This window comes from Microbulbifer discodermiae (assembly GCF_040742695.1).
Classification (GTDB): Bacteria; Pseudomonadota; Gammaproteobacteria; order Pseudomonadales; family Cellvibrionaceae; genus Microbulbifer.
The window spans coordinates 13,369-40,200 of record NZ_JBFLAB010000040.1 but is presented as its reverse complement, the minus strand read 5'-3'; the positions used below and the strand labels follow the sequence as shown (position 1 = coordinate 40,200).

The following is a 26,832-nucleotide window of genomic DNA, read 5'->3' as shown; positions in this document are numbered from 1 at the left end:
GCTGATCCAGCGCAGCGGCGCGGTGGCGAGCTCGCCGGATTGAACCCGACAGCGCGCCTCCCGGTGCTGCACCTCAACAATGGTGCCGAGGCGGATCAGGTTGGCGAGCAGGCGGTACAGTTGGGTGTGGGATTCCATGGGGGGATGGTGCGGCAGCGGCGCGGCCACCGCAGTGAGGCGGGTTTGTAGCGGGGGTGATTACAAGTCGGGGGCTCTCAAAAACTTGTGCCTGGTTCCATCTATAGATGGAACCAATTGCGCCGTGTCATCTACAATTAGAAACGTGTATCAGCTTCTCAAAGCTACCTAGATAGCTGGCACAGAAGTTTAAATACCTTCACCCAGCTACCTTAAATCTCGGGGCAATAGATCAGGATGCTCTTTATAAATCGGATCACGCAAATCCAACATCAAGTGTCCAAGAACAACTCCTAGCTTTTGTTTATATTGTTCGACTTCTCCAGCAACACAATTCGATTTCACCAAATCCAAAGTTCCCCTTAATTTAAGACTGCAGTCAGCAAGAGTGTTGCAGATTTCCTTTGCGGTTTCTTTGTCGCTAATCATTAGTCCAGCCTCACCTGCGCCATCAGAAAAATAGCTCGTAAAACAAGCTCATTATGGAACTCCAAGCAATAAAACTATTTTTATGGATTTAATATACTTTTATCCAATCCGAGTATTACTGCAGGTAGTTATCATTTAGCAGCTCTGAAACAACTTGAACAGTATGGATATGAGTATATTTTTTACCATTTTCCTTCAGCCAGGATTTTATCCTACCTTTTTGTTTGTTAGATAAGCATTCAGATTCAAATTCAAAAATATTTAATACATGAGCCCATAACTGAGAATCCAGATGTTCATTAGTATCCAATATCTCTAAAATACCTTCAAATATTTCCTCGGGAATGACAGAATATCCTGCTTTGCTGCTACCAAGTTCAAATATCAAGGCCTCAATGCCAGCAGAATCTCCAGATAAAAGTTTCACTTTGAGCTGTTTTAATTTATTTCTATTTGACCCAATCATACTCACTTTAAACCACCAATTATTTCCATGCTCCTGGCCATGGGAGAGCCCACTTATATGCCCAAATATCAGCTTCAGGTGAATATGGGCATCCCTTTATTTGTGCCTCTTTAATTAAATTTCACCTGTACCTGGCTATTGTTGTAAGTGACCTAAATCTCCATGGTCGGAATGCTTCCCAGGTAGATATAGTCAATCCGGCTCGGGATGTCGAAGCCGCTGGCGGCAATATGAATCTCACTGGGATACTGGCCACTCAGGTTGCAGTAATGCAGAACCTTATTCTTTAATTCCTGCCCATTGGATAAACCATTCGTGACTAGCTATGTTTGGGCAAACAATAGATGCTATATTACAAAAATCAAACTTGAATTTATGAAACATTTCCTTAACCTGTTCCCGCTCCGATTCAATCGATTTCGGATTTGGCTGCCAATCAGTATGGCTAGTGCAAGTCGCTATTATTATTGCTCCTTCAGTCTTAAATCCTACTGTACGCTCCACACCTTGCTCGTAGAGATCCCACTCAAAATTAAAGTCATAAAGAGATATTTTGTTTAGAATTTCATTTATCTCCTCAATTCCACATAACAAGTCTGTTCGTGTATCCAAAGGCCAATTTTCTTGCCCAAACCCAGATACATGGAAAATGATATTTTCATTAACAGAAAAAACTTCGCATATATCCTCGATAATTGACGTAACATTATCAAACTCAGGCTTATACTCTCGAGGGATGTCGTGCTCTGTATCTTGGCTCAGACTTCCCTTGGTGATTATTTGAATATCTAGTTTTTCCATACTTACTTTTTTACAGTGCAATGTGTCCTTCACTTTTCTTGCCAATCTGCCACATCACTGTACTTCCCTATGTATCCAGAGTGATTTCCTCCCAAGGCTCTTCAGAACAACACCACTCCAAAGCTCGCCTTCTTTCTGCCACAGCATACACTGGCAGATCACCAGGCACCTCCTCACCAACTCGCATGACCTCAATCACAGACCAATGTAAGCAATATAGAAAGTCAAGCATTGACACCAACGTATCGCAACTACGCAAGACAGCATTATTTTTAAACTTTTGCGATGTTTCGTCTTTGTTCAAATCGGGAAGAAGTGTAATGAGACTATTGTCGCAAACACCAAATGGATTAAGGTTTTCATGGAGGCTAAGAGCCCATGTTAGTAACCATACAGCCTCAACTTTAACCTTAAAGTCTGCATTTTCTCCCTTGCCTTGTTCGATAAATTCCTTTTCCTGGGGGGTTAGATAGTCTATACAGCCTTCTCTTTTTAACCAGGCAATAGCCAAATTTATAGGGTAGCCATATGCTTTCGCTATTGAAAGGTGCAAAGCTAAGGCTCTATCAGCTATCACTTTTTCAGAGCGAAATTTTACAGCCCCTTCCAGCAGGGGAAGTTCTGGATTGACTAAATACCCGGCGTTAAGTAATAGCGCTTGAGATTCCTGCCTTATGTTTTTTAAAAACGTCATAGGTGGCCATCTTGCTCATTCCTCAAGAACCGACAAATGGACAACTCTCCTGTAAACTCTAATTTTTTTGTTACCCCTTCTGAATCATCCACTGTGCTGAATGGGAAGAGATATCAATCAAGGCCAGAGTAATTGGTGGCTGCTTAGCACTAACGACATAGTATTAATCCTAAAATAACAATGGCCCACAACGCGAGCCATTCTTTCGCACTTAGAATTATGATACAGCGGATAATTTCTCCAATATTTCTTCTGCTCCTTCTACATCTTCATCAACAGCCCGTTTAATAAAACTCAAACCTAAACTTTCGTCTTTTGAGATACCATTAGATCCATAAAATAGATCTAAACCGTAGCTGAGTTTTGCTCTGGCATGGCCTTTTTCAGCCGCTGTTTTAAAAAGAGAAGAAGCTTTCACAACATCTTTATCAACACCATCACCCGAGTCATATATTACGCCAAGAGCATATAGTGCATCTGGGTATTCTTGTTTTGCAGCCATCTCTATGTAACTAAAACTACGGTTATCAGCCTCACTGCCTGTTTCACCCTCGACAGCACAAGAGGAATATAAATACTGCGCTTCGGCAATTTGCATATTTAGCAAAGGCCTCAATATTTCTACAGCCTTATTGTAATCACCTTTATCCATTGCTTTTCTCGCAGCCAGCAATCCATCTGAGTATTCAGAAGAAGTAAAACCCATTTATCGCCCCCCTCTTGGGATTGGATCTCCTGTAGGCCCTGTGCATTTACATGAAGGATGATGTGTTGTAGTTGCTCCAAGATTATCTTTTGCCATCTTCTCCGCTATTCTTCTTGCAGTAGTAGGATCATTTGCCACTCCCCAACCAAATGCGAAGTTTTTATCGTTATTGGAGCAATTATCTGGGTTGCGCCCATCTTTTTCTGCTCTACAAATACACGAGTATTTACCGGGTTTTTTTGGTGGCCAAGGAATTGCCCGGCTATCGTCATTCGCTCTTTCATTCAAACTATCTGTTAAGCCTTGCAAGGCTCGCGTAGCTTGATAAGCACGGTATCCTCGATAACCAATTTGAACACCACGTCCAACGCCTATTGCAATGCCAACGCAAGCGCCTGTTCCACAGACTAACCCGGTTGGGTCAGTGTTCATAACCGGGTTCTGGAAAACGTACCCGTAGGTATTCAGCCCACCTTCCAATCCGATTGGATCGCTCTGCAGATACCTGCCAATTGTCGGATCATAGTCCCTGAAATAGTTGTAATAGCGTGACGCTTCCTCTCCCTGGATCTGCCCCGGAAAACGTAGGTTGACTGTAGTTAAGTTGGTATCGTTGTCCGGATCGGTATCCGGTGTCAACCGCCCAAAGGCATCACTGTCCCAGCGCCAGACAATGGCTTCGCTACTGTTGGTGCCGATACGTGGGGTATTGAGGTGATCTGTGTGCAGATAGGTCAGAGTGGTGCCCTGTACCTGGCCATTGCTGTAAGTGATCTCGACCTGTGCGACCGGCATGGTGTCCAGGTAGATATAGTCAACCCGACTCTGGATGTCGGTGTTGTTGCCGGCGTACCTGGTTTCGCCCAGATACTGGCCGCTGAGGTTGTAGTGCAACAAACTGTCTTCAGTTTTGTCGGTGCGTACCCGCTGGCCGATGGCGTTGTAGTAGTAGGTACCTTTGAGTGTACCGCCTTCGGTATAGGTTTTGAGCCGGTTGGCGTGGTTGTAGCTGTACTGCTGCTGTCCTCCGTCGACGCTGGTGGTGTTGCCGGCGGCGTCGGTCACCCAGGGCTGGCTGTCCCTTTGGGTGAGGCGGTTGGAGCTGGTCTCGTGACTGTAGGTTGTGCTGCTCTGGCTACCGCCAGTGTCGGTGGCGTCCTTTTGGGTGCGGTTGCCCACGGCATCGTACTGGTAGTCGTTCTGGCCGGCGATATAGCCTTCGCCGGTGAGGCGGTTCAGATTGTCGTAGACAAAGGCCCTGTCTTTGCTGGTATCCAGGCTGTCGGCGATGCCGGTGATATTGTTGGCCAGGTCATAGGTGTAGAAGTCGGAGCGGATATTGCCGATTCCGCTGGCGATGACGGTTTCCAGCCGGCCGTCCAGGTCGTAGCTATAGCTCTGGGTGATGCCGTTGCCATAGTCCATGGAGGCTATGCCGCCATAGGGCTGGTACTGAATATTGCTGACCAGGGTCTGGGCAGTGGCCTGGGCATTCTCCTGGCTGGTGATGGCGCTGATACGACCCAGGGTGTCGCGGCTGTAGCTGACAATACGGCCGGAGGGATAAGTGATGCTGGCGACACGCCCCAGAGCGTCATAGCCGTACTGGGTGCTAAAACTCCAGCTGGCGATGGTGTCGTTCTGCTGGGTGATACGGCCCAGGTCGTCGTAAGTGAGGGCGGTAGCGCCGGCATCGTTGCTGAAGCCGGTCAGGCGGCCCACCCCCTGATTGCCGTTATCGGTGTTGTCGTAGCTAAAGGTCGCATTCTCGGCGGCACTGCCGGGATAGCTGATGGCGGTGAGGCGGTTGAGGGCATCGTAGCTGTAATTGGAAACTATACCCCGTGCGTCGGTGCGGGTGATGAGGTTGCCAGCAGGGTCGTGGTCGTAGCTGGTAATACCGGTATCGGGGCTGGTGAGCTTGGTGAGATTGCCGAGGAAGTCGTACTCATAGCTGGTGGTATTGCCGCGCTGGTCGGTGACCGAAGTAATGCGATCGGCATAATCGTAGGTGTACTGGACCTGGTTGGTGTCCGCGTCAGTGACGGTCTTGACCCGGCCCAGGGCATCCCGGGTCTCTCCGGTGGTGTTCTGGTTGCCGTCGGTGGTGGAGGTACGGTCGCCATTCTTGTCGTAGGCGATGGAGGTGTTCTGGCCGTTGTTGCCATCCACATCAATCAGGCGGCTGAGCTCGTCGTAGCTGCGGCTGACGGAGCGCACCAGGGTGGTGCCGTCGGCGGCATAGACCTTTTCTTCCAATACATTGCCGGCGGCGTCCAATGTGTATTCCATCCGCTCGCCCAGGGCATTCTCCACCGCAGTGAGACGGCGGGCGGCGTCGTATTCAAAACTGATGTCGGAGCCGTCCGAGTAGGCGATATTGGTGACCTGGCCCACGGCGTCGTAGGTGTAGCTGGTGACCTGATCGCCGGAAGCCGCCTTGACGGTGGCGGTTTTCAGCCAGCCGCGGGGGGTATAGGTGTAATGGGTCTGCAGGCCGTTAACATCCTGTACTTTCAGGCGACGACCGGCGGCATCGTATTCGAGTACCGACTCCACCTGGCCCAGGGCATTGGTGGTGCTGATGCGGCGGTTGTTGGCATCATAGCCGTAGGTGGTGATGTCGGAGACATCGGTGCGGGGGCCGTTGGCGGTCTCCATCTTGCCCGCCGCGGTGTAGGTATAGGACCAGTTCTGTTGTGTGACGGCCGCGCTAGTGCCGTGGGCCACCAGCAGGCTCAGCGCTCCCGCGAGAACGGATTGGGTATAACGCATAACAATTCCTTTCTACTTATTGTTGTTCAGCAATCAAAAAATTCTGACCGATTGATCCATTCAGCCATTCAAGGGCTGGGCACGGGTGTGACCTGCTTGCTCAATTGACGGCCGGCGCTGTCGTAGCTGTAATCGGTTACCGACTCCGCTGTGGTGATCTTGGTGGGCAGATTCAAAGTGGGATGCCACTGGGTGGTGATTACTTTGGCCTCGGGGGTGCCGGCCGCCTCGGTACGGGTCAGCTCTCGCCCCAGATTGTCGCGGGTATAGGTGGTGGTATTGCCCTCCCAATCGGTCTCGCTGGCGATAAAGCCATTGGCATCGTAGGTATAGCCTTTATTGGCCGCCGCGCAGTTGGCCGAGGCCTCGCCATCGATGGAAGTGATACGCTGAACACCGTTTACATCCCCATAGTGATAAGTGGTCTGCTTGCCCAGGGCATTGGTCAGGCGCCGGGTGTTGGCATCCACATAGGCAACATCCACCGACTCGGCACCATTGTTGTGTTCGGTGCGAATGGCCCGTCCCTGATCGTCGTAGGTGAAGCTGCTGTAGACCACACCGGTTTCATCGGTGACACCGGTGAGCGCATTGGGGAAACGGCTGTCCTCGTAACGGAAGACCCGCTGCGGCGAAGTACTGCCGGGAAAGGTGATAGACGCCAACAGTCCGTTGCCATTGTAGGCGAACTGGTAAACGGAATTATCGTTGCGGGTGATCTGGGTCAAATTGCCGTCGGTGTAAGCCAAGGTAACACTGTTGCCATTGTCGTCGGCTATGGTTTCCTGCTGGATACCGTCAATATCGTAGCTATAGGTGATGCCCCGGCCCTGTTCATTTTCCACGCGCAGAATACGGCCTGCGGTGTCATATTGCTCGGTACGAGCATCCACCTTCAGGGTCCAGCCGATATGCTGTTGGTTGGTATCCAGGTTCCGGGTTAGCTGCCAATCACGATTGGCCTCTGCAACAAAAGTGCCGCTTTCATTAGCAAAGTGCAGATCACTGCCATTGGGGCGATAGGCGATCAGCCGCTCCGTCACGCTATCGGGCAATGTGTAATGAGCCAGGAAGTAGCTATGATTGTGGCGCCAGTGGTTAGTAGCACTACCGATATATTCCAGGGTTGGGTCCCTGTCCAATGGTAAGGAAATAGGCTGCTCGCCGGCAGGCAATGGCTGCTCGGTATATACCGTGGTTGCGCCGGTACCGTCAGCACCAAGGCTGTAGCCAGCACCGGTCTTTTGGTGGTTGCCAAAGCTGTTGTAGCGCCAGGAGAAGGTCAGCGGGAAATCCCCTTCCGCCTCGAAAACGATTTCTTCCTGCCGCTTGTGACCATTCAAAAAGTTGATCGGATTGCCGGCCAAATTGTCACAGCTTTGAGGTTCAGGTGGAGCTACACAGTCTCGCGCGGTTTCGGACCAGGGTTTATCGGCTGGGCATTCCTTTTCACAAAGCCCGGAGGAAGGATTGAATTCAGTAGGAGATTCACATTTTGGATTTTCACATTCTTCAGTAACCGGGTTTAAGATTTGATTTTCTCCGCACGTTATAAAAGTATAATAAATATTATTAACGTGATAAAAATCTCTATACTTATCCGATAGATTGGTACAATCACTATAACCTTGAAGAGTAGAAGTCCCACGAATCGAACTGTTATATATGTGTTCAGACGTCCAATAGGCCCAGGATTTGAAAGGTGCTCCATGCCTTTCATCAACGAGTCCACAATGGGGATACGCATCTGCACATGCCTGTTTTGCCTCCTCGGCCGAAGTTGGACCTATTATTGTGACCTCGCAGGTTCCTTGGGCTAATGCAGAATTAACTGCAAAGACTGTCGCTAAGATAAAAGCTGAATATAAAATAAAGAAACGCATAAATTAAACACAAAGTTGTTATTGTTAATATATTGAGGTAGCTCGAAATTCTGTACGTATATCAGTTAGCCAGGATCAGCAAATTTCTTTTGCTCACTTCAACCAGTTTCAAGCTGTATCCGGAACCGTATTTAAGCTCGGAAGCCGATGGGCGACCCTTGCTTTAAAGCGCGGTTTTCTATGAATTGTCGAATCAATTTTCTCACCGCTCAGTTCTTAAAGAGAGTTCATACGACTTGTCATCAAAAGTCAATTACAGGTCATTACATCCAGAGCATAAGGTGATTTGCATCACACTTATTAAAGCCATAAAGACAATGCGCTTGCCCGGATACTCCTCTTAAGTTAAAGGCGGGATTTACCACTTGTAGCCGGTATCAGAGAGGGCCGTCCCCAAGGCAGGTGGCCTTGACCCGTACCACTTTGTCGATCAGCCAGCTGCCGTTCTTTTTACGGATGCGCACGCGCACATCCGAGAGTTTGGTGATGGTGGGCTTGTGAATTTGCGATTGATGCGCCGTTACACCGATAGTGCGCGAGCCGTTGATTGTGTACACCGTGGCCAGGTTGCAGTTGCCATAGGTGAGCTGGGAAGAACTGGAGTCAAAGCGCACCTCGAAACCATCGCCAACAGTGCTGCTGACAGGCTCCACATAGTTGGCGCCACCGCGCGCGGAACCGTTGCTGTAGATCCCCACATAGGCGTGTACATAAGACGGCGCGACATCGATATTCTCGTGGTCCACAATCGCCGCCGGGTTGAGCCGGTAGTGGGTAAAGTTGACGGTGATATTGCCGGTGTAGATGGAGGCCCCGCTGCCATCGGTAATTTTGCAGCGATACACAGAGGTGGTGTTGACGCCCCCGGCGCTGCGCGCAAAGGTGGTGGCGGCGGATCCCTGGCTGTTGACGGTCAGTGTGGTGCCGCTGACTTTCTGCCAAGTGTAGGTATAGGGCGCCTCGCCGCCGCTGACACTGGCGGTGACCGAGTCGCTGGTCAGTGTGGTATTGCCCGTACTGATGGCCTCTTTGCTGGAGCTGCTGCGGGACAAGGTGGCATTGCTCATGGGCGTGTAATAACTGGCGGTGCCCCTGGCGGCCCAGAGGGTGTTCAGGTCCGCGCCGCTGGCCAGTTTGATCCCGGTTGACGCGGCCGCGCTGCCAAAGGACAGGGGCGCATAGCGCTGGTTCAGATCCCGGCCGTCGCTGGTCTGGTAGCCGGTGGCCGCCGGTTTGCTGCCCTGGACATAGGGATCAAAAACACTGTCCAGGTCGCTGCCGCTGCTGGTCTGGTAGCCGCTTGCCATGGTGTACGCTAATCCGGGTCGGGTATGGGTTTATCCCCGGCGGGGCTGAATCCATTTTTCTTTTCGTCGCGGTCGGCCAGGGCGGCGGCCAGCGCGTCAAAATGCCGCTGCGCCATGGGCTCGTAGCAGACACGCGCGGACACCGGCAGGGTGCCGCCAAAGTCCATCAATACCTGACGGATAAAATCCAGTTGTTCCCGGCATTGCATGGCCGCTCACTCCTCTTTTGCTTCGTTGTAGAGTTTGTCGAAGGCGTTTTTGATCAGCAGCATCAGGCCCGCGGGGGTGACGCCGCCGAGATCCACGCCGGTGACCGGATCATTGAGCCCGCTGGCGAAGGTGCGGGTGCGGATATCGGCGAGGTTGAACTCCAGCACCTGGCCGCCGACGGCGTCGGGCACCAGGGGTTGCCACTGCCCGGCGACGCACAGGTGTTCGCTGGTCTGGAAGGCGATGCTGGCGCTGTCGTCGGCGGGATTCCAAAACAGGTGGACTTGGGTGGCCAGGCGTTCGGCCAGGACACCGGGGGCGATTTCGCGCAGGCGCGCGTTGGTTTTAGGCATGGGCCTTCTCCAGTTTTAACAGTCGCGAATCCAGCATCTGCAGCCAGCCGACCACGGGGGCGAGCATCTGGTCGTAGTCCATGGCGGGCAGGCTGCGCCCATCGTCCGCCACCGGCTCCGACAGCAGGGGTTTGACCTCCTCGGCAATAAAGCCCAGGCGCGGGCGCTGGTCGCGGCAGATGTTTTGGCGGTACTGGTAGCGCACCGGGCGCAGTTTGCGCAGCACCTCGAAACCCAGCTGCAGTGGCCGAATATTTTTTTTCGTGAAGCGGGAGGAATAAACCTTAAAACCACCGTTGGCCTGCACCTGCTTGTCGAAATAGTGACGGCTGGCGGGGGTGTGGTGGTTGCCGGAATTGGACGTGATGTTGTTAAACGTGACGCTGGCGCTCAGGGAGGCTTTGGCATCGAGCGCGGCTTGCAGGCCGCTGATCTTGCTGGTGGACAGTGTGGGAATACGGGCGGCGTTAAAGGTGCCGCTGGTGATTTTACTGGCGCTCAGTGCGGGAATGCGCGCTGAGCCCAAGGTACCGGTGGTAATTTTGCCGGCATCCAGTGCGGGAATACGGGCGGCGTCAAAGGTGTCGCTGGTGATTTTGCCGGCGCTCAGTGCGGGAATGCGGGCCGTGTCAAAGATACCACTGTTAATTTTACCGGCATCCAGCGCGGGAATACGGGCCACAGCAAAAATGCCGCTGGTGATGGAAGCGGCGGTGTGGTTGTGGGCGGCGGGCGGGTAGCTGAGTGGCTTGTCGGTAAAGTTCTCCCAGTTGAGGTAGTAGCTGCCCTCCTCGCCATCCAGTTTGTCCGCGTCGAGACCCTTGCCGGGGCCCTGGTTTTGGGTGGCGGCGTTCCCCAGTCCCAGGTGTTGGCGCGCTCCGCTGGCGTCGTCCTGGGCCAGCAGGGTTTTGCCAAAACTTTTGGGGGCGCCTTGTCCCAGGCGATCATCCAGCGCGGCCTTGACGCCCCTGGGTGTGGAGGCGCGGCCGGCGTCCGCACCTTCGACCTGCTCCGCATCGGTGGCCAGCTCCAACACGCCGGGGGTTTCGGTGGTGGCCGGCGGGTTGATCCAGCTGGTGTCGCCAAAACTCAGGTCGGTGGCATTTATGTCGGTAAAGCAGACGTCCGCGGCCAACAGCAGGGTGGCCTGGGTGGATTTTTCCAGTATCACACCGCTCTGGCCGTAGACCGCGAACAGGGTGCCGTCCTGCAGGTAGAGGCCGAAACCGCGCAAGGTATAGGTGTCCGGTCCATCGTCGCGGATGATGACATGCAGGGTATTGTCGGCCACCGCGTTGCCGGCAAAGGTATCCAGTTGTTTGATCTCACCGGGCAGCTGGGTCTGGGATGCCTGCGGCACAAACACTTCGGCGGTGACACCGATGCTGGCGATGCGCACCGGCAGTGTGCCGGTGTTGTCCGCATTGATCAGCGCCTGGCGGCCGGCGTCGGTCACGATAATCTGCAATCCGCTCATAAAAGCTCCTCAGACCGCCTGCAGTTGCAGGCGGCGGTAAACGGCGGGCCGGGCCGCGGCCGCAAAACCGATACAGCCGCGGGCCTCGACGCCCTGGGTAAAACTCCAGTGGCTGCGCACGGGCTTGGTGCGCTCCACTTCCGCGATCACGTCGTCCACGTATTGGGCGCTGGCCTCCTGGCCGCCGGAGCCGTTGAGGGTGAGCCACATCGCAAAGGTGTGCGGCGCGCCGGGCGGATCCTGCTGCCACCACTCGCTCAGTTGCACGGCGCCGCCAAAACTCTGCACCACGGTGCAGACGGAATAGGCGGTGCCCTTGGTGCGCTGGATCTGGATGGCGTTGCGAATGCGCTCGCGCTTCACCTGTTCCGGCCAGTAGTCCTTCCAGGCGTCGATGGACAGGGCCCAGGCGAGCCAGGGCAGCAGTTCCGCCGGGCAGCTGTCCGGATTCCACAGTTGCCGCAAGGGCACCGGTACCTCGGCGATGCGCGCGGTGGCGGCTTCCAGGGCGCGCTCGGCATCGGTGGCGTTGGCGGGCAGCAGGCTGGCCACGAGGCTATTCGTCCACGCCGCCGTGGGTGACGGTGGCGGCGGTGCAGTGGGTGGCCTGGGTGCGGCTGACGACGATATCGGCAGTGGGCCGGTTGAGTGTTACCCGCTGGACTCCCTGCACATGCAGGGCGGCGTAGAGGCCGGACAAGGTGACGTCGCGGCCCAAGCGGTGGCTGTCTTCGACATAGGTTTGCAGCTGCGCCCGAGCCTCGGCCAGCACCACCGCAGCGCCGGGGCCGGCATAGGTGTAGAGGGTGGCCTCCACCACATAGGAAATTATTTGCGCGGACTGCACGCTTACCCGGTCGGTCATGGGGCGCACATTGTCCGCCTGCAGCACCGCGGCCACGCTGTTCAGCAGTGCCGCGCCCGCTGCGCCGTCACCGTCCCGGGCGAGGATGGAGACCACCACATCGCCGGGGCTGGGACTGGTGGCGCTGGCATCGAGGACACCGGGGTCGGCGCCCAGGGCGTGATAGATATAGGCGCCTTCCGGGCCGGCGACACTGAACCCCTCCGGGGCCAGCTGGATGCGGCGGCGGAATTCGGTGTTGGATTCCACCGTGGGGTCGATACCGTTTACCGGGTCGCCGGGGTCCAGTACCAGGCGCTGGACACCGAACAGCGCGCCTATCTGGTCCAGGTCCGCGTCCTCGGCATAGGCCAGCATCACGGCGCGGGCGGCGTTGTTCACCCGCTGGCGCAGCAGCAATTCCCGGTAGGCGGCCACCTCAAGAATTTTATAGGCGGGGTCGGCTTCGGTCAGGGCGTCGAAGGTGGTGTCGCGGCCCTGCAAGTCGGACAGCATGGCGCTGAAGATGGACTCGAAATCGAGCGCTTCCACAACATCCGGCTCCGGCAGCCGGGAGAGATCCACAGCGGTAAAGGTGTTGGCCATGCCCGCGATGGTGCGCGAGCGCCGGCATGACCGCAGTCAGGCGGGCTTGTAGCAGTGCTGGTTACAAGGGCTGCGGGATTCGCAGTACCGGCTGGGTCCTGAGGCAGCTCTTTCTGCCGCAAGGCCATTGTGAGGGGAATAGCGGGGCTGAAAACACCCTGCTTTACCCCTACTTGAACTTTTCCGTTGCGCCAACTGTGAACTAAAGTGTAAATTGACAATCCATATGTAAACAGCAACCCAAGTAAATGGAAGCTACTGTGACTGATTTAGCGCCCCCGGTTTTCTATGCACTAGTCCAGGCGCGCTTTAATACCGTGTCTCTCATGGATAAATACATCCAAGAGATTCAGGATTTACTCAGACGCGAGGGCTTCCCCCATTTTGATACTCGTATCTTTAAACAAATCCAACTGTTACGTACTCATGAGGGTTTAGGTGCTGATGACAACAATCCTAAGCTGATCAGTGCACAACAATGGTACCTAACTAATGCTGAAAGAAACTCGGGATTTATCATCAATCGAGACTCTGTCAGCTTTCAAACTACCTGTTACCAGACTCGTGAGGAATTCCTCCACAGACTTTTGGAGGGATTGAAGGTAATAGATAAGGTAGTTCATCTTGAGTTTGTAACGAGGCTGGGTATGCGCTATTTAGATGCCATTCAGCCCATCAATGATCAGCCTACCGAAGAATATATCAGCCCCGGCATTCATGGCGTAGATTTACCGTGGGCACTTCAAAGAAGCTCGTTCGAGTCCCGTTACACAACAGAGGGTGGTCCTCTATTTAACAACGGTACCCTTGTTGCTCGGATCAACTATCTGTCCGGTGCTCTAGCCTTTCCCCCAGACCTACAGCTCCATAATATCCACGTCAATCCTCGCTTTTCAAAAAAATTTGACCGTTATGCGGTGTTGGATACCGACCACTCCTCGGGGGGACAAGCTCCTCTTGACTACGATAAACTTGACAAGGAGTTTAGGCACTTGCACAGTCATATTAGAGAGGTGTTCAATAGTGTAACAACTGAGCACGCGAGGAAGATCTGGGGACTATGACTATAACCGCTAAATACAGACCCAGTATGACAGATGAAGCTACTAGCTGTGAAACCAGTCTGTATCCGACCGTCATTGATTATGACCTGGAAGGTACCGGCAGTAATTATGACTTACAGTATTACGACGATTTATTTGTTGAATACATCCAACATCGAATTGGCGTGGAAATTGTAGGCAGCACTCGCCCGGACGTTCGCACCACTGCCCAACATCTAACCAATATTCGTGGCGTCTTTAACCTCCCAATGACTGAACTTGGTGACCTGTTTAAGGTTTCCCGACAATCAGTCTACAAGTGGTTGCGGGGCACAGAGCCTGATATACAAAAGTCAGACCAGATCCATAGTTTGAGCCAGATTGCGGATCAATTTAAAACCTCAGGAGTGATGCGCGCTGGCGCCGTTTTTAAAATAAAGGTATTTGGAGAAAAGTCACTATACCAGCTGTTTAAGGATAGCTCTCTGCGTCCACAAGATGTCTCCAAAGTAATTAGCGAAGCCCGTAGACTGGAAGCGGATTACGAGTCTTCCGCTCTGAAAAATTCCAAGGCCCCGCCTCGTGACGAATGGCGCTCCTATTTGTCGATTCCCGGTGGTCCAGAACCGGACTAAGGACTCCATTAAATGCTCGGACGCAATACCCCGTGGCGCCAGGGCAGTTTGGTTCCAGCCGAATATCTGCGCAAACTGTCAATCTTGCCTGATGAAGAAGGCGACTACCGTGGTGTAATCGTCACTCATGACTGCGATCTACCTCATGAGGGCGAAACCGAATTTGAATTGATTGTTGCTAATGTCATTTCGGCTATCGATTCACAATATATCCAGGCTAAGCACCCCCGAAAACTGCACCTGACGTTCCGACGCGAAGAAGGCGAGGACCTTCATGTCTCCCTGGAACATCTAAGTCGGCGATCTGTTCGCAAAGACCGCTTTATCGAGCTGGATTATCACTCAGAAGCTGACCTAGACGAACTCGGCAAACGGACACTGAAGCAATGGCTGGCAGGTCGGTATGGTCGACCAGCATTACCCAACGCCTTGGAAAACAGGTTAAGGCTTAGGCCAGGCAAAAGAACTGTTTTGCGATGTATTGAACGCATACTCCAACCTGTGCAGGAATATCTGATCGGTGTCTTTCTAGACCTTGGTGAGGATGGGTTCCAGGAGCTTCCCCCCGAAGATCCTTATTGGCTGAAGATCGTTTTGGTCTATTCTGTCGAGGATGTTACTGCAGCGCGAGAAGCAGCCTTTACAGCCGCAAGCCAAATACAACAATTGTTTGACAGCAGTTTCGGCCAGCCTGATTCAGACAATAACGACTGTATCGTTCTGGACTCCTGCGATGCGCTGGCCGAAACACATATTTCACTGTCTGACATCCGCAAGCTGGTCCAGTGGGGATTTGAACACTTGAGCCTAGATGAAGAGGCCGAAAGTGACTCGATACCCCCAGGTACACCCCCCTGAAATAGCACAAGAAAACCCCGAAGAGTTTCCACAGAGTTCGGGAAAAAGTTCAACCCGCCAGGTGTTGCAACAACAAATCCCGCACCAGCTCCTGGTCTGCGGAACCAAAACCCAAAAGCTCACGCTGCGGATACTCGATACCCTTTTCACGCAGGCCATAGTGGTGCACCCTGGCCACCCGGGCGGCGCGGCCCAAAAAACCGACAACGGCGCCGTCCGCCGTGGATTGCACCCGGAGGTGTTGGGCGTTGCGCAGCTTGGGGAACATTTTGCGGCGGCGTTTGAGGCGGTTGGCCTTGCCCCGCAGCTCGCGTGTTTTGCGCGGCGCATAGGTGCTGCCGTCGGGGTTTTTCTGTTCGGAGATGCGCTGGCGCTGGCGGCGGCGCACCTGGGTGCCGATACTGCGCGCCAGTTTGCGCTGCTCGGCGGGCGCTAGTTTGGCCAGTAAGGGCGCGGCCCAGGTCTCCAGCTGCCGCAGCGGGTCAGACACTGTTTTGTCCTTCCTCGATATCCCACTCGGCGATCAGCTGGTCCCGCAGGTAGAGTTTCCAGTGGGTGGCGAGCCAGGGCGCTTCCTCCTGGGGCTCCGGATAGTGTTCGACACTAAAACCCCCGGCCTCCCGGGGAGTCACGCCGACGCGCTCGGTGAGGGGGATCTCGAAGGAGAGGTCCATTTTATCCCGGTCAAGTATGTCCGCCTCGAAGCGGATCTGTTCCCGCTGATTGGGGTTCTGAAACAGTTCCGGCTGCTGCTCCCGCAGCCACACCAGCAGCGGTACCACCAGGGCATCCCGGTGGCCGGCGTAGTCGGTGACCAGCAGGTTGAGGGTGTAGCGGTACTCGAAGGCGAAACCCGGAGCGCCGGTGCTGACCAGGTTGCCCCTGTCGATAAACACCTGCAGCGCATCGGGGTTGCGCCGCAGGTGGGGGACGGCTTCCAGAATAAACGCCCGCAGGCTGTCGGGCTTGATCATTTGAGCAGGTCCGCGAAGGCGCCCTTGATGCCGGTGACCAACAGGGTGCAGGCGGAGGTGATAACAAACAACAGCAGCGCGCGGCGGGTCCAGGTGCCGATCTGCTCGCTGGCTTTGCGCTGGGTGCGCAGGTGGGCAAAATCTTTTTGTGTCTCGCGCACGTCGACGGTATCCACGCCCAGTTTTTGCAGTAGATCCTCCACCGCCGTGCGCGCCGCCTTGCGCATCAGCGCTTCCATTTGCTGTTCACTCAGGTTCATTGTCACCCCTGCCCTTTGCCGAACATCCGTTTTCCGGCCCAGGCTTCCACCGCGGTGCGCAACATGCGCCGAAAGCCAAAGGTGTCGATATAAATGGCCGCCAGCGCCCACCAGTAATATTCCGGTGTCGCCTTGAGGGCGGTAAAGCCGGTCATCACCGCCCGCTGCAAATCCCCGGCGCGATAGTGTTCCGCGATCACCAGTTCATACAGTGGGGCGATAAACAGGAGCACCACCGGCAGTGTGGTGAGCAGCAGCAAAAAGTCATCTTTCCAGCCGCGCTGCCCCACGCTTTCCAGATCCATGGCGGCGGCGTGGTTGTCACCCGTCTGCGCGCGTTGTATGCGCGCGCTGTTGGAAGCTTTTTTCAGTTCCAGTTCGCCGCGTCGCTCTTCCGCCTTGACCGCGCGGCGGTGTTTTAGGGTCTCAAACAGGCCGCCGAGCAAAAATTTTGCGGCGCTGGCAATGACAGTTGCACTCACAGGTCGGCCTCCTCGATCAGGGTGTAGGTGAAGCGGTTGCCCCACAGGGGTTCCGCGCGCCGGCACAGGGCCATCAGCAGATTGAAATCCAACGGGTTGGCCAGCACCTGGCAGCCGGCGCTCCAGCGGTCCACCTGTTGGCTGTTTTGGTGGGCGGACGCCCGGTGACAGTTGATCCCGAAATAGCCGCCCTCGATGGGGGCGTCGGTGTCGAGTATCCGGTCGCGATTGCTGTCCCGATAAACCCGCACCGGCCCGCGCTGCACCAGTGCGGTGTAGCTGCCCTGGTGTTTGCCGATCTGCCACAGGCCCGGGTACTGGCCGGGCACCAGGATGGCGGTGCCCTTGACGTTGGCGGGCTGCTGGCGCCAGTACAGGCCCGGGTCGGTGGTGGCGGGAAACAGGTAGCAGTGCGGCGCGCCGTTGAGGCGAAACGCCACGGCCAGGTGATCGTTAAAGGTATTGGCGCTGGTGTCGGCTTTGCGAATGCCCACCAGGTTCAGGTTGTAATCGCCGCGGTCAAAAAATCCATAGGCTTTGCGCGTCATCGCGCTTTGCAGCTGGGCATAATCGGGTAGGCGCATCATCCTCTCCTGTTTCTCTTCTCCCGCAGGGTCTGGCATTCGCCACGGCGCGATCTGTCCATCAGTCCCAGAGCTGTACCAGTGGTTGCTGTTCCGCCGCGGCTTGGGACGGTTCCGGCAGTGTCACCGGGGTGCCGTTGGGCAGCAGCGGCCCCAGTTCGGCCAGGGCCGGGTTGAGGGCCAGCACCTGTTCCAAAATTCCGGCGGTGCGCCCCAGGTGCCGATGGCAGAGAACATCCAGTGTGTCTCCCTGCAGGGCGCGCACGCGCATCAGATCAGCTCCACGGTGCTGCGGGACAGTCCGAGGATTGCACTGATGGCCCAGCGGGCGTTGCGGCGCTGTTCGTCGATGCCGGGGCTGAGGTCGTCGGCGCGATCGTGGCCGGCGCCGGTGCTGTCGTGGTCGCGGTAGCGCTCGGTCAGATCCGCTTTGACGGTGCTGTACACGGCGCGGCGGTAGAGCATCAGCAGTTGGCTCTCCTCGCCCATCTGGGTGCCGGGCACCTGTGCCAGGCTGCTGTAACCGGTTTCGATTTGCCGGCTTTGCCAGTCCCGCAATTCGCGGTTGACGCTGGCCATGGCGTAGAGACAGGCTTCCCTGAGCCGCGGCTCGGGAATATCGCCGTGAATCCGCACGCTATCGCGCAGGTGCTCTTGATCTATATCCGGGAACCAGCCGTCATTGCCAAACGGCTCGCCGCTGCTGGGCTGGCTGTCCGGGACATTGACGACAAGTGCATCCATGGGTTTTTCCATACTGCCGGCGAAGTCGGCGGTGGGGGGCGGAGCCCTGGAATCGCTGTGCGCTATCGCGGGCTCCGCCCCGCCGCCGGGCGCGGTGGGTCGCTCGGGTCAGCGGCGGGAGAGCAATCGCTCAATCAGTCCCGCCGGTGGTTTTTTTTAACGCACGTTCGAGCTTTTCAATGTCCTTTTTGACACCGACGCGGTCGTGCAGACTCAGGGCGCGACGCAGGTGTTCCAGCGCCGCCTGGGGGTTTTCTTCACTGAGCAACAGACCGGCGGCCTTGTGCAATTTGGCCCGCGCCTGGTCGGGCATGTCGCGCTGTTGGGTGAGCTGGTCCGCAGTCAGCACCACCGCCAGGTCGAACGCCTGTCCAGCATTGAGGGCGGCCAGCGCGGCTTCGGCAATCTCTTCGGCGATCACGGTGGCGGTGTCGCGCTGGTATTGGTCCGGCAAGGTCAGATTGTGGGCCAGGGCATAGTCGGCGATCCGCAGTGCCCACCCATAGTCACCGGTGTCGATATGCCACACCAGCGCGGTCATCAGCACATCGTCCTGGGCGCCGTCTCCGCCCTCCAATGTGCCCTCGATCCAATCGTGATAACGGGGCAGCAGCTGGCGCTTGAGTGCCACCTTGCGCTCCACGGACTGCACCTGTTTTAGACGCCGGCGATCCTCTGCCAGCTGCATCAGCATCCGTTCGTAGGCGTTGGCGTGGTGGCTGTCGCTGTCCTCGGTAGCGGCCTGCGCGGCGAGGGTGCGTTCATAGTGGCGCTGGGCTGGGCTTGTCATGGGGTGCTCCGCTTGCTGTCGATTTGAAAAGCGCCCGCCGGCGCAGCTGGGACCACGGATCTACTACGGAGCCAATGGCTGGATAACGATATTTTCCACCAGGCAGCCGGCCCCAAAATCCTCGACCACATAGGCGTCGTTGGAGGATTCGTAATTCTCGATCTGGTCGCGCTTGGCATTGTCCACCAGGGTGCGGCGGCGCGAGCTCTCCTGCCAGTAGACGGAGAGGTTGTCGAAGCGGGTAATCAGCAGCTTGTTGTCCGGAAAGCCCGGCACCCGCGCGGCGGGCAGTCCGCCCAGGCGTTTCTGGCTGAGGATAATGTCCGCGGCCAGTTTTTCGGTGGGGGCTTCCTGGGTGCTGACCAGGGGAAAATATTTGTCGTGCAGCAGCCTGCGCCCGCAGATCACGACCAGTTCGGTGTCCTCCTGATACCAGGGGTCCAGCAGGCTGCCGGTGGCGTCGTACACCAGGGCGTCGAGGTTTTTGTAATCGCCGTCGGCGCCGACGTTGACCTTGCCGGAACTCTCAACCACTTCCGTCATCACGCGCTCTGCGGCCCGCTCACGGTAGTGCTGCAGCCAGCCTTTGTTGACATCCTGCAGCAGCGGGTTGGCGACCGGGTTGGAGGTGGAGGCGCGGCTGAGGCCGTTAAATCCAATCAGTATCCGGTCCAGGGCCTGGCGGCGCAGTATGGCGTCGCGTACCCGGGTCTGGAAATCGGGAAACTTGGCCCAGGCGTCCAGCTTGGCGTAGGTGATATGGGTGTCCGAGTTGGTCTGCTCGCAGCGGTAGCGCTGCGCGTCCAGTGTGCTGGGATCCTTGGTCTGGCGATCCTGGTTGGCGGTGTTGGTGGTGCTGGCGATGGGACTGCCGATACCCAGGCCGAGCTTTTCCCCCTCCTGTTCCCGCACACCGATGACGTTGATGCGACCGAGGAATTCGGAGGATTCCTGCATCTTGGTTTCCAGGGTTTGCTGCACCGAGGGGTCGACGGCAAATTTCTGTGTGGCCTTTTCCACGCCGTTGAGCCTGGCGATCTGCTCCAGGTAGGCGTTGTAGATTTTGCGGGTTTCGTTGCGCATCTTCTGTTGCTCCTAAGTGCCGCGGCGGATTCCGATGGACTCCGGCGCGGCGTTCGGGTTTTTTCCGGTCAGCAGTCGGTCAGTGCCTGGCCGTCACCGCCGGCAGCAGCGGGACGCCGGCCGGCCGGGTTTTCGGTGTGATCGATTTTCTTTTCCAGCGCCGCAGTCTGGTCGCGGGCGGCGGCGAGCTGGGTGGCGAATTTGCGGCACTCTTCCCTGAGTGCGGCAACTTCGTCCCTGAACTTTTCCAGTGTGTCCACCGTGTTGCCCGCCACTTCTTCGACGGCGGCTTCCATGTTGGCAAAGCGGGTGTCGTCACTGCGGTTTTTCTGCTTGAACAGCTCCCGGATGCGGGATACCAGTCCCTCGCCCGGTTCTTCCACCTCCTGAAATTCCAGGGTGAATTCGGTGGCGGCCGTAAACAGATTTTCCGGGCGCTGTTTGCGCGCGGAGAAAGGATTGGCATCCGGGTGCTGCGCGGAAAATTCCAGCATGGAGGTGCCGAGGCTCGCGGGAGAGTCGGTGACCGCCATGCCCACCAGGTAGGCTTCGCCGCTGCTGGCGAAGTTGGGATCGATTTCCACCGAGGAATACAGCTTCTGGCGTTTCTGGTTCATCTGCACCAGGTCTGCGGTGGGATCTATCTGGCCGAACAGCGCCATTTTCCGTTCGCCGTCGATGGTGACCTCTTCCGCCTTCACCGCCAGGATATCGCCGTAGGCTTTAAAAGGGCCGTCGGGCAATATGCCGCGGAAATGCTCCAGCCAGATCCGCGCGCCGTATTTTTCCGGATCGAAGTTGGCCGCCATCTGTTCGATCCAGTGGCGCTGGATGGCGCGGCCGTCGGTGGTGTCGCCTTCGACGGCGATACGAAACCATTTGGAGTTGTATTTCTTTGCCATGGGGTGGCCCTGTGTCAGTTCCGGCTAAAAGCGGTTGTGGCTGATAGTCGGGAGCCGCGCCGCCTGTCTCAATGCGCGCGGCTTGTAACGGCGCCGGGGACAAAGGGGGCAGAGCCCGGCGGTGGCAAACGGCGGTATAGGCTGCCGGCATGTTCATCACCGCCCCCACCACGGATCCGCGCCGGGCCGCCCGCAGCCTCTACTGGCAGGGCTGGCGCACGCGGGATATCGCCCGGCAGCTGGACCTGCCGCGCACCACGGTGGAGAGCTGGAAGACGCGCGATCGCTGGGGCGAGGCGTCGGCCAGTGAGCGGGTGGAAGCCTCCCTGGAGGCGCGCTTGATCCAGCTGATCGCCAAAGACCCCAAGACCGGCACCGATTTTAAGGAAATCGATCTGCTGGGCCGGCAGATTGAACGGCTGGCGCGGGTGCGCCGCTATGCCCGGGAAGACGGCCACGAGGGCGACCTGAACCCCAAAGTGGCCAACCGCAATGCCGGGTCGCGCAAACGGCGCCAGCGCAATGCCATGACGGAGGCGCAGAAGGAAAAACTCCTCACCCTGTTTCGCGACACCCTGTTTGAATACCAGCGCGACTGGTACGGTGCCGGGCTGCAACACCGGATCCGCAATATCCTCAAGTCGCGGCAGATCGGCGCCACCTGGTATTTCGCGCGGGAGGCGCTGGCGGATGCCATCCACACCGGGCGCAATCAGATTTTTCTCAGCGCCAGCAAGTCCCAGGCCCATGTGTTCAAACAGTACATGGTGCAGTATGCGGCCGAGGCGGAGGTGGAGCTCAGCGGCGATCCGATGATTTTGCCCAACGGCGCCCACCTGTATTTTCTCGGCACCAATGCGCGCACGGCGCAGAGCTATCACGGCAATCTGTACTTCGACGAATATTTTTGGGTGCACAAGTTCCAGGAGCTGCGCAAAGTCGCCTCGGGCATGGCGATGCACAAAAAGTGGCGGCTGACCTATATCTCCACACCCAGCGCCATCACCCACGACGCCTATCCCTTCTGGGCCGGCGAACTCTACAACCGCGGGCGACCCAAAGCGGAGCGGATCGCCCTGGATCTCAGCCACGGTGCACTGGCCCCGGGGCGGCACTGCGAGGACGGACAGTGGCGGCAAATCGTCACGGTGGAGGACGCCCTGCGCGGCGGTTGCGATCTGTTCGATCTGGACCAGCTGAAACTGGAATACAGCGCCGACGAATGGGCGAATCTGTTGCTGTGCCAGTTTATCGACGACACCGAGTCGGTGTTTCCCCTGGCGATGATGCAGCGCTGCTTTGTGGACAGCTGGGAAATCTGGGAGGACATCAAACCCTTTGCGCTGCGCCCCTACGGCGCGCGCCCGGTGTGGATCGGTTACGACCCGGGCCTGGACGGCGACGGTGCCGGCTGCGTGGTGGTGGCTCCGCCGGCGGTGCCCGGCGGCAAGTTCCGGGTATTGGAAAAGCACCGCTGGAAGGGCCAGGACTTTGAATCCCAGGCGAAGCAGATCCGCGCAATGACCGAGCGCTATGCGGTGGCCTACATCGCCATCGACACCACCGGCCTGGGCACCGGAGTTTACCAGCTGGTGCGCAAATTCTTTCCCGCCGCCGTTGCGCTCAACTACTCCCCGGCGGTGAAAACGGAGCTGGTGCTGCGCGCACTCAACGTCATCGGCAACGGCCGGCTGGAATTCGATGCGGGCTGGACCGACCTGGCGCAGTCGTTTATGCAAATCAAAAAAACACTCACCCCGAGCGGTCGCCAGGTGACCTACCAGGCCGGGCGCAGCGAGGCAACCGGCCACGCGGAACTGGCCTGGGCCACCATGCACGCCCTGGGCAATGAACCCCTGGGCGCCGGCAGCGAGGATAACTACAGCAGCGGTTTTATGGAGATCTATTCATGAGCAGAAAGAGACGGCGCAAGCCAGGCCCCGGCGCTTCAGCGGCAACAGCAACAGCAGCGGCGAACCCGGATACCGGCACCCGTATGGAGGCGTTTAGCTTTGGCGAGCCGGTACCGGTGCTGGACCGGCGCGAGATCCTGGACTATGTGGAGAGCTGGTACAACGGCCGCTGGTATGAGCCGCCCATCAATCCCCACGGACTGTCAAAAAGTTTTCGGGCCAGCCCCCACCACAGTTCCGCCATCTATGTGAAACGCAATATCCTCGCCTCGACTTTTATACCGCACCGGATGCTGAGCCGCGCGGCCTTTTCCCGCTGGGCGCTGGAATATCTGATTTTTGGCAACGGCTATCTGGAGCGGCGCGACAACCTGGCGCGCCAGCCACTGCACCTGCAGCCGGCACTGGCCAAGTATGTGCGCCGCGGCCAGGGCGAACAGTATTTTTTTGTGCAGGGCTGGCAAGAGGAGCACCAATTCCCGGAAGGATCCATCTTCCACCTGGCCGAACCGGATATCAACCAGGAGATCTACGGTGTGCCCGAGTACCTGAGCGCCCTGCAGGCCGCCTACCTCAACGAATCCGCCACCCTGTTTCGCCGCAAGTATTATCTCAACGGCAGCCACGCCGGTTTTATCCTCTACGTGAGTGACCCCGCCCAACAAAAAGAGGATATCGATAATATGCGCGAGGCCCTGAAGCAATCCAAAGGCCCCGGCAACTTCCGCAACCTGTTCCTCTACAGCCCCGACGGCAAAAAAGACGGCATCCAGGTCATTCCCATCAGCGAGGTCGCCGCCAGGGATGAGTTTCTGCACATCAAAGACGCCAGCCGCGATGACGTGCTCGCCGCCCATCGCGTGCCACCGCAACTGATGGGGATTATTCCCAAGAACAAAGCCGGCTTCGGCGACGTGGAGAAGGCGACGCGAGTGTTTAACGAAAACGAACTCAAGCCCCTGCAGGCCCGCTTCGCCGAGCTCAACGAATGGATTGGTGAGGAGGTGATCCAGTTCCAGCCCTACCAAGTCGACGTCGGTCCCGAGCCGTCCCCCCAGCCCGCCTAAGCTGTCCTCACCGCTCCCGCACTTCTTCCTCCCCGGCCGCGCCAGGCGGCCTTTTTTCCCATCTGCCGCCGACCACCCCTGGCCTGCCGCAGGCCTGCGCCGCCCCGGCGCGCGCAGTCAGCCCCACGCCTCGCCTGCGGACTTAATGTGTTGATTTTGACTTACTGGCGGAAGTCAGCCCGGCCCAGCTAGGGCGGGGGCTGCAAGGGGATTGGCAATAGCTTGCGGGCGACGCAAAACGACGCAGGCTCGGGGTGCCACAAGGGCACCCGCATCAACCGGATCAGTGGCGTACAATTCTGGGGGACAGAGGGATATTCACGTCGGGATTCGGCTTGGCGCTGGGGGATAGCGTGTGCAGCACCGAGAGCGCGGCGACGTAGGTGTGTCCGCATTCCACATCCGTGCACTGGAAATAGATTTCCCGATACAACGGTGTGATCTGCTGACTGGTCCGCGCCCGCGCCTTGGCGCCGCAGTGTGGACAGCAGAGCCCGATGCGCATTGGGGTCATATCCATGACCGGCTTGGGGTTGGCTGTATCGTTTGCCTGTGTTTCCATCACTGAGCCCTCGATCGGTTATCCGGGACAATTTTACCAAATAAACCCATGACAAGCAGCCGAAGCTTGAATCACATAGCAATAGAATGATCCAGCAAATGCGCTCTCAGCACCACTCAACTCAATCCAGGGTCATCACAAGATTTGAGCGCGTGGGCCAAGCTATCGGTCGACACCAGTTCTGTAATCAACCGTCTCAGGCGCCCATCGATAAGGTACAAAAGTGCCGATTGCGCCTCATAGGGCGCATCCAAGTTCAGCGCGCACAGTGCCAAGCGGATATCATCCAGTTCCCGCTGCAAATATTGACGGCGCCGCTCTATGATTACAAAACTCTCAGCGGATAAGGAAAGTGCATAGTGACTATTCTTTTTCATGCTTCCAAAACTCCTTTTTCTGCGGTAGATTAAAACGACGCACCCGAGAATCGGCAACCATAAATAGAATGAATAGCGGGAGTATGTATGAAGATCATTTTACTACTGACTTCACTGACCATACCATTGATAGCACTGGCAAATCCTATACCACAATTTCCTTTTGTAATTGTCACTGAATCGATAGAGAAGCAAGTAAAACCAGATGTGGTAAATATCCATTTTGAGATGGTCGCCTTTGATAAATCCTCTGAAGAGGCAATGGCATCCTTGACTAAATCAAGCGCCAAAATGCTGGAAATTCTCAAAGCTCATAACATTTCCCAATCACAACTGAAGTCATCGCAAGTAGAAAAGAGTACAAGGCGAGCAAGGAAAGAAGGTACTTACAATCTGGATATTTTAGGCTATGAAGTAGGGCAGCGTTTTACCTTAAAGTTAAACAACCTCGAAAAGTACCCCGCTCTGGCAAATGCGCTCCTTAGACTGGAGGGCGCTGCGGATATTAACGCGCTTTTTAAAACCACTAAAGAAGAAGAACACAAAGACAATTTGATTCTTGAACTTAGTACCAAAGCTCGTAAAAAAGCAGATAAACTCGCTCATGCTCAATCCAGAGAGGTACGAAAGGTCTACGGCATAACCACCGAAGGTAATTTTGGGCAGGCGTATGCAACTTTTTCCTTAGAACACAACCCTCCCATACTAGCTTTTGCAGCAGACCCTGCTCCCTACGGTAGAGATTTAATCTTGGCGATACCTGAATACATCAAAGTGCAACAACGCATTACAGCAATATATGAACTTAAGTAGCCGCAGCATATAAGATTAAACTGTACATTAAAAGAGAAAATAATTTATCACCAATTAGGTTGCTGCGCAAAATTATATCCGACGCAAGAGCCCGCTTGATATATATACAAATTTTAACAATAATGTTTCAATAAATATGTAGAAAGAAAAACTAATTAATGAAAAAGTTAATTTTATTGACGTCAGCTTTATTGTCTGGCTGTATCATTAAAGTCCCCCCAATTCCTGATTGCGATCGCTATAGAGAGTGCCCATCTTATGTGGACTGTCCTTATCTCATTGGCGCCATTAAGCCTAGCAAAGAACAGATAGAAAACGCAAGGGAAAGGGGTTGGCCGATACCAGTCTATAAAACCTCACCGATATATCCACAAGTAGCGTTAGAGCAAAAAATAGAAGGGTATGTAATAGTTGAATACGATGTAAATCAATATGGAGAGCCATTTAATATCAGAATCGCTGAATCCATACCGGAGGGAATTTTTGAAGAATCCGCTATACAGTCAACAAAAAATTATAAATATGAGCCCACCACTCAGGAATTTAAGGATAGGAAAACGAAGATAAATTTCACTCTTGACGAAACTTAATAGGACGATGACATACATAAGATGTTAAACACAGATCAACAAGCCGATGAGAAAGGGCGGCTTCGGCCGCCCTCCTCTCCTTCAATTATCTGCACTCCACCATCGTCAACTGCTCGCGAATCTGGCAGATAATCTGATTGAGCCCCAACTGCGCTTGGGGGTTGAGTTCCAGGACTTCATTGCCCGGACTCAGCGCAGCAGCGAGAAAATACAACTGCTCACACGCGTTTCCGATACGATCATGCAGGCGCAGGGTTTCCAGTGAATTGTCGAAGTTGGTTTCGTGGATGAATCCAACGGTATCACCCTCCGAGCCTTTAACAAACAGGCCGTCGCCATCGGTAAAGTGGGCGTACTGGGTGGGGGATAGCTGAATGTCGTGACCCTCCGGGGTGGATTGCGATCGCTGTTTGAGCATGGCAGCCTCCTTTTGTGATAGATTAGCCGCCACTTTTTCCTTAGAACA

General features: G+C 55.8%; 34 protein-coding genes. 8 read left to right on the top strand and 26 right to left on the bottom strand.

The annotated features are described in order from the left end of the window. On the top strand, positions 1–189 hold a 189-nt coding region (locus tag AB1S50_RS13925), incomplete at its 5' end, for a hypothetical protein (RefSeq protein ID WP_367151444.1). Positions 190–345: 156 nt separating this feature from the next. On the opposite strand, the gene AB1S50_RS13920 is transcribed toward AB1S50_RS13925, so the two are convergent. The 13 genes from AB1S50_RS13920 to AB1S50_RS13860 form a co-directional block, all read right to left on the bottom strand. Beyond that, a complete protein-coding gene (locus tag AB1S50_RS13920) occupies positions 346–567 on the bottom strand; it encodes a hypothetical protein (RefSeq protein ID WP_367151443.1) in 222 nt (73 codons plus the stop codon). A gap of 115 nt (positions 568–682) precedes the next feature. Continuing rightward, positions 683–1,039: a hypothetical protein gene (locus AB1S50_RS13915; protein WP_367151441.1), complete on the bottom strand. Its 357-nt coding sequence runs from the start codon at positions 1,037–1,039 to the stop codon at positions 683–685. A 273-nt stretch (positions 1,040–1,312) separates the two neighbouring features. Continuing rightward, positions 1,313–1,834 carry a hypothetical protein gene (locus AB1S50_RS13910; protein WP_367151439.1) on the bottom strand — a complete coding sequence of 174 codons (522 nt, stop codon included), beginning with the start codon at positions 1,832–1,834 and terminating at the stop codon, positions 1,313–1,315. A 67-nt stretch (positions 1,835–1,901) separates the two neighbouring features. After that, the gene (locus AB1S50_RS13905; protein WP_367151437.1) at positions 1,902–2,528 is read right to left on the bottom strand and encodes a DUF4272 domain-containing protein; all 627 of its coding nucleotides are present in this window, start codon (positions 2,526–2,528) and stop codon (positions 1,902–1,904) included. Between the two features lie 217 nt (positions 2,529–2,745). Continuing rightward, positions 2,746–3,234: a tetratricopeptide repeat protein gene (locus AB1S50_RS13900; RefSeq protein WP_367151435.1), complete on the bottom strand. Its 489-nt coding sequence runs from the start codon at positions 3,232–3,234 to the stop codon at positions 2,746–2,748. Further along, a complete protein-coding gene (locus tag AB1S50_RS13895; RefSeq protein WP_367151434.1) occupies positions 3,235–6,009 on the bottom strand; it encodes an RHS repeat-associated core domain-containing protein in 2,775 nt (924 codons plus the stop codon). Between the two features lie 68 nt (positions 6,010–6,077). Beyond that, a complete protein-coding gene (locus AB1S50_RS13890) occupies positions 6,078–7,352 on the bottom strand; it encodes a hypothetical protein (RefSeq protein ID WP_367151432.1) in 1,275 nt (424 codons plus the stop codon). 917 nt (positions 7,353–8,269) lie between these two features. Further along, entirely contained in the window at positions 8,270–9,199 is a 930-nt protein-coding gene (locus AB1S50_RS13885) for a hypothetical protein (protein ID WP_367151430.1), read from the bottom strand. Between the two features lie 8 nt (positions 9,200–9,207). Then, positions 9,208–9,408, bottom strand: a complete 201-nt coding sequence (locus AB1S50_RS13880; protein WP_367151428.1) for a hypothetical protein — start codon at positions 9,406–9,408, stop codon at positions 9,208–9,210. A gap of 6 nt (positions 9,409–9,414) precedes the next feature. Beyond that, a complete protein-coding gene (locus AB1S50_RS13875; RefSeq protein ID WP_367151427.1) occupies positions 9,415–9,762 on the bottom strand; it encodes a hypothetical protein in 348 nt (115 codons plus the stop codon). Further along, a complete protein-coding gene (locus AB1S50_RS13870; protein ID WP_367151425.1) occupies positions 9,755–11,239 on the bottom strand; it encodes a tail fiber domain-containing protein in 1,485 nt (494 codons plus the stop codon). The genes AB1S50_RS13875 and AB1S50_RS13870 overlap by 8 nt, the downstream gene beginning before the upstream one ends. Before the next feature lie 9 nt (positions 11,240–11,248). After that, positions 11,249–11,791, bottom strand: coding sequence for a phage tail protein I (locus tag AB1S50_RS13865; protein ID WP_367151424.1), 543 nt, complete (start codon positions 11,789–11,791; stop codon positions 11,249–11,251). A gap of 4 nt (positions 11,792–11,795) precedes the next feature. Continuing rightward, entirely contained in the window at positions 11,796–12,689 is an 894-nt protein-coding gene (locus AB1S50_RS13860; protein ID WP_367151422.1) for a baseplate assembly protein, read from the bottom strand. Positions 12,690–12,949: 260 nt separating this feature from the next. On the opposite strand from AB1S50_RS13860, the gene AB1S50_RS13855 reads away from it, so the two are divergent. From AB1S50_RS13855 to AB1S50_RS13845, 3 genes are read left to right on the top strand one after another with little or no spacing between them, the layout of a single operon-like run. Continuing rightward, positions 12,950–13,753: a TIGR04255 family protein gene (locus tag AB1S50_RS13855; RefSeq protein WP_367151421.1), complete on the top strand. Its 804-nt coding sequence runs from the start codon at positions 12,950–12,952 to the stop codon at positions 13,751–13,753. Positions 13,754–13,779: 26 nt separating this feature from the next. Then, on the top strand, positions 13,780–14,367 hold the full coding sequence (locus tag AB1S50_RS13850; RefSeq protein ID WP_367151419.1) for a hypothetical protein: 588 nt from the start codon (positions 13,780–13,782) through the stop codon (positions 14,365–14,367). Positions 14,368–14,379: 12 nt separating this feature from the next. After that, positions 14,380–15,225: a hypothetical protein gene (locus tag AB1S50_RS13845; RefSeq protein WP_367151418.1), complete on the top strand. Its 846-nt coding sequence runs from the start codon at positions 14,380–14,382 to the stop codon at positions 15,223–15,225. Positions 15,226–15,274: 49 nt separating this feature from the next. Here AB1S50_RS13845 and AB1S50_RS13840 read toward each other — a convergent pair whose 3' ends face one another. The 10 genes from AB1S50_RS13840 to AB1S50_RS13795 form a co-directional block, all read right to left on the bottom strand. Then, complete coding sequence (locus tag AB1S50_RS13840; protein WP_367151417.1) at positions 15,275–15,715, bottom strand: phage virion morphogenesis protein; 441 nt, start codon at positions 15,713–15,715, stop codon at positions 15,275–15,277. Continuing rightward, entirely contained in the window at positions 15,708–16,199 is a 492-nt protein-coding gene (locus tag AB1S50_RS13835; protein WP_367151416.1) for a phage tail protein, read from the bottom strand. Before AB1S50_RS13835 ends, AB1S50_RS13840 begins: the two co-directional genes overlap by 8 nt. Further along, the gene (locus AB1S50_RS13830; RefSeq protein ID WP_367151414.1) at positions 16,196–16,459 is read right to left on the bottom strand and encodes a hypothetical protein; all 264 of its coding nucleotides are present in this window, start codon (positions 16,457–16,459) and stop codon (positions 16,196–16,198) included. Before AB1S50_RS13830 ends, AB1S50_RS13835 begins: the two co-directional genes overlap by 4 nt. A gap of 2 nt (positions 16,460–16,461) precedes the next feature. Then, the gene (locus tag AB1S50_RS13825; protein ID WP_367151413.1) at positions 16,462–16,941 is read right to left on the bottom strand and encodes a hypothetical protein; all 480 of its coding nucleotides are present in this window, start codon (positions 16,939–16,941) and stop codon (positions 16,462–16,464) included. Continuing rightward, positions 16,938–17,525 (bottom strand): hypothetical protein, encoded by a 588-nt coding sequence (locus tag AB1S50_RS13820; RefSeq protein ID WP_367151411.1) that lies wholly within the window; start codon positions 17,523–17,525, stop codon positions 16,938–16,940. Before AB1S50_RS13820 ends, AB1S50_RS13825 begins: the two co-directional genes overlap by 4 nt. Before the next feature lie 61 nt (positions 17,526–17,586). Next, positions 17,587–17,796: a tail protein X gene (locus tag AB1S50_RS13815; protein WP_367151409.1), complete on the bottom strand. Its 210-nt coding sequence runs from the start codon at positions 17,794–17,796 to the stop codon at positions 17,587–17,589. Then, positions 17,796–18,269 carry a head completion/stabilization protein gene (locus tag AB1S50_RS13810; RefSeq protein WP_367151407.1) on the bottom strand — a complete coding sequence of 158 codons (474 nt, stop codon included), beginning with the start codon at positions 18,267–18,269 and terminating at the stop codon, positions 17,796–17,798. Before AB1S50_RS13810 ends, AB1S50_RS13815 begins: the two co-directional genes overlap by 1 nt. 130 nt (positions 18,270–18,399) lie before the next feature. After that, entirely contained in the window at positions 18,400–19,059 is a 660-nt protein-coding gene (gene gpM / locus AB1S50_RS13805) for a phage terminase small subunit (protein WP_367151406.1), read from the bottom strand. 63 nt (positions 19,060–19,122) lie between these two features. Further along, positions 19,123–20,142, bottom strand: coding sequence for a phage major capsid protein, P2 family (locus tag AB1S50_RS13800; RefSeq protein WP_367151404.1), 1,020 nt, complete (start codon positions 20,140–20,142; stop codon positions 19,123–19,125). 68 nt (positions 20,143–20,210) lie between these two features. Continuing rightward, positions 20,211–21,044 (bottom strand): GPO family capsid scaffolding protein, encoded by an 834-nt coding sequence (locus AB1S50_RS13795; RefSeq protein WP_367151403.1) that lies wholly within the window; start codon positions 21,042–21,044, stop codon positions 20,211–20,213. Between the two features lie 149 nt (positions 21,045–21,193). Here AB1S50_RS13795 and AB1S50_RS13790 point away from each other — a divergent pair, with 149 nt between their 5' ends. Further along, positions 21,194–22,957 carry a terminase ATPase subunit family protein gene (locus AB1S50_RS13790; protein WP_367151401.1) on the top strand — a complete coding sequence of 588 codons (1,764 nt, stop codon included), beginning with the start codon at positions 21,194–21,196 and terminating at the stop codon, positions 22,955–22,957. Then, positions 22,954–24,024, top strand: coding sequence for a phage portal protein (locus tag AB1S50_RS13785; protein WP_367151400.1), 1,071 nt, complete (start codon positions 22,954–22,956; stop codon positions 24,022–24,024). The genes AB1S50_RS13790 and AB1S50_RS13785 overlap by 4 nt, the downstream gene beginning before the upstream one ends. A gap of 283 nt (positions 24,025–24,307) precedes the next feature. Here AB1S50_RS13785 and AB1S50_RS13780 read toward each other — a convergent pair whose 3' ends face one another. Both AB1S50_RS13780 and AB1S50_RS13775 read right to left on the bottom strand, forming a co-directional pair. Next, positions 24,308–24,586 (bottom strand): ogr/Delta-like zinc finger family protein, encoded by a 279-nt coding sequence (locus AB1S50_RS13780; RefSeq protein ID WP_367151398.1) that lies wholly within the window; start codon positions 24,584–24,586, stop codon positions 24,308–24,310. A gap of 116 nt (positions 24,587–24,702) precedes the next feature. Beyond that, the gene (locus AB1S50_RS13775) at positions 24,703–24,963 is read right to left on the bottom strand and encodes a hypothetical protein (RefSeq protein WP_367151397.1); all 261 of its coding nucleotides are present in this window, start codon (positions 24,961–24,963) and stop codon (positions 24,703–24,705) included. Between the two features lie 87 nt (positions 24,964–25,050). Between AB1S50_RS13775 and AB1S50_RS13770 the strand changes: the two genes are divergently transcribed. After that, a complete protein-coding gene (locus AB1S50_RS13770; protein ID WP_367151395.1) occupies positions 25,051–25,776 on the top strand; it encodes an SIMPL domain-containing protein in 726 nt (241 codons plus the stop codon). A 158-nt stretch (positions 25,777–25,934) separates the two neighbouring features. After that, positions 25,935–26,366: an energy transducer TonB gene (locus AB1S50_RS13765; RefSeq protein WP_367151394.1), complete on the top strand. Its 432-nt coding sequence runs from the start codon at positions 25,935–25,937 to the stop codon at positions 26,364–26,366. An 85-nt stretch (positions 26,367–26,451) separates the two neighbouring features. Here the strand turns inward: AB1S50_RS13765 and AB1S50_RS13760 are convergent, their stop codons facing one another. Then, positions 26,452–26,784 (bottom strand): hypothetical protein, encoded by a 333-nt coding sequence (locus AB1S50_RS13760; RefSeq protein WP_367151392.1) that lies wholly within the window; start codon positions 26,782–26,784, stop codon positions 26,452–26,454. Positions 26,785–26,832: the final 48 nt, after the last annotated feature.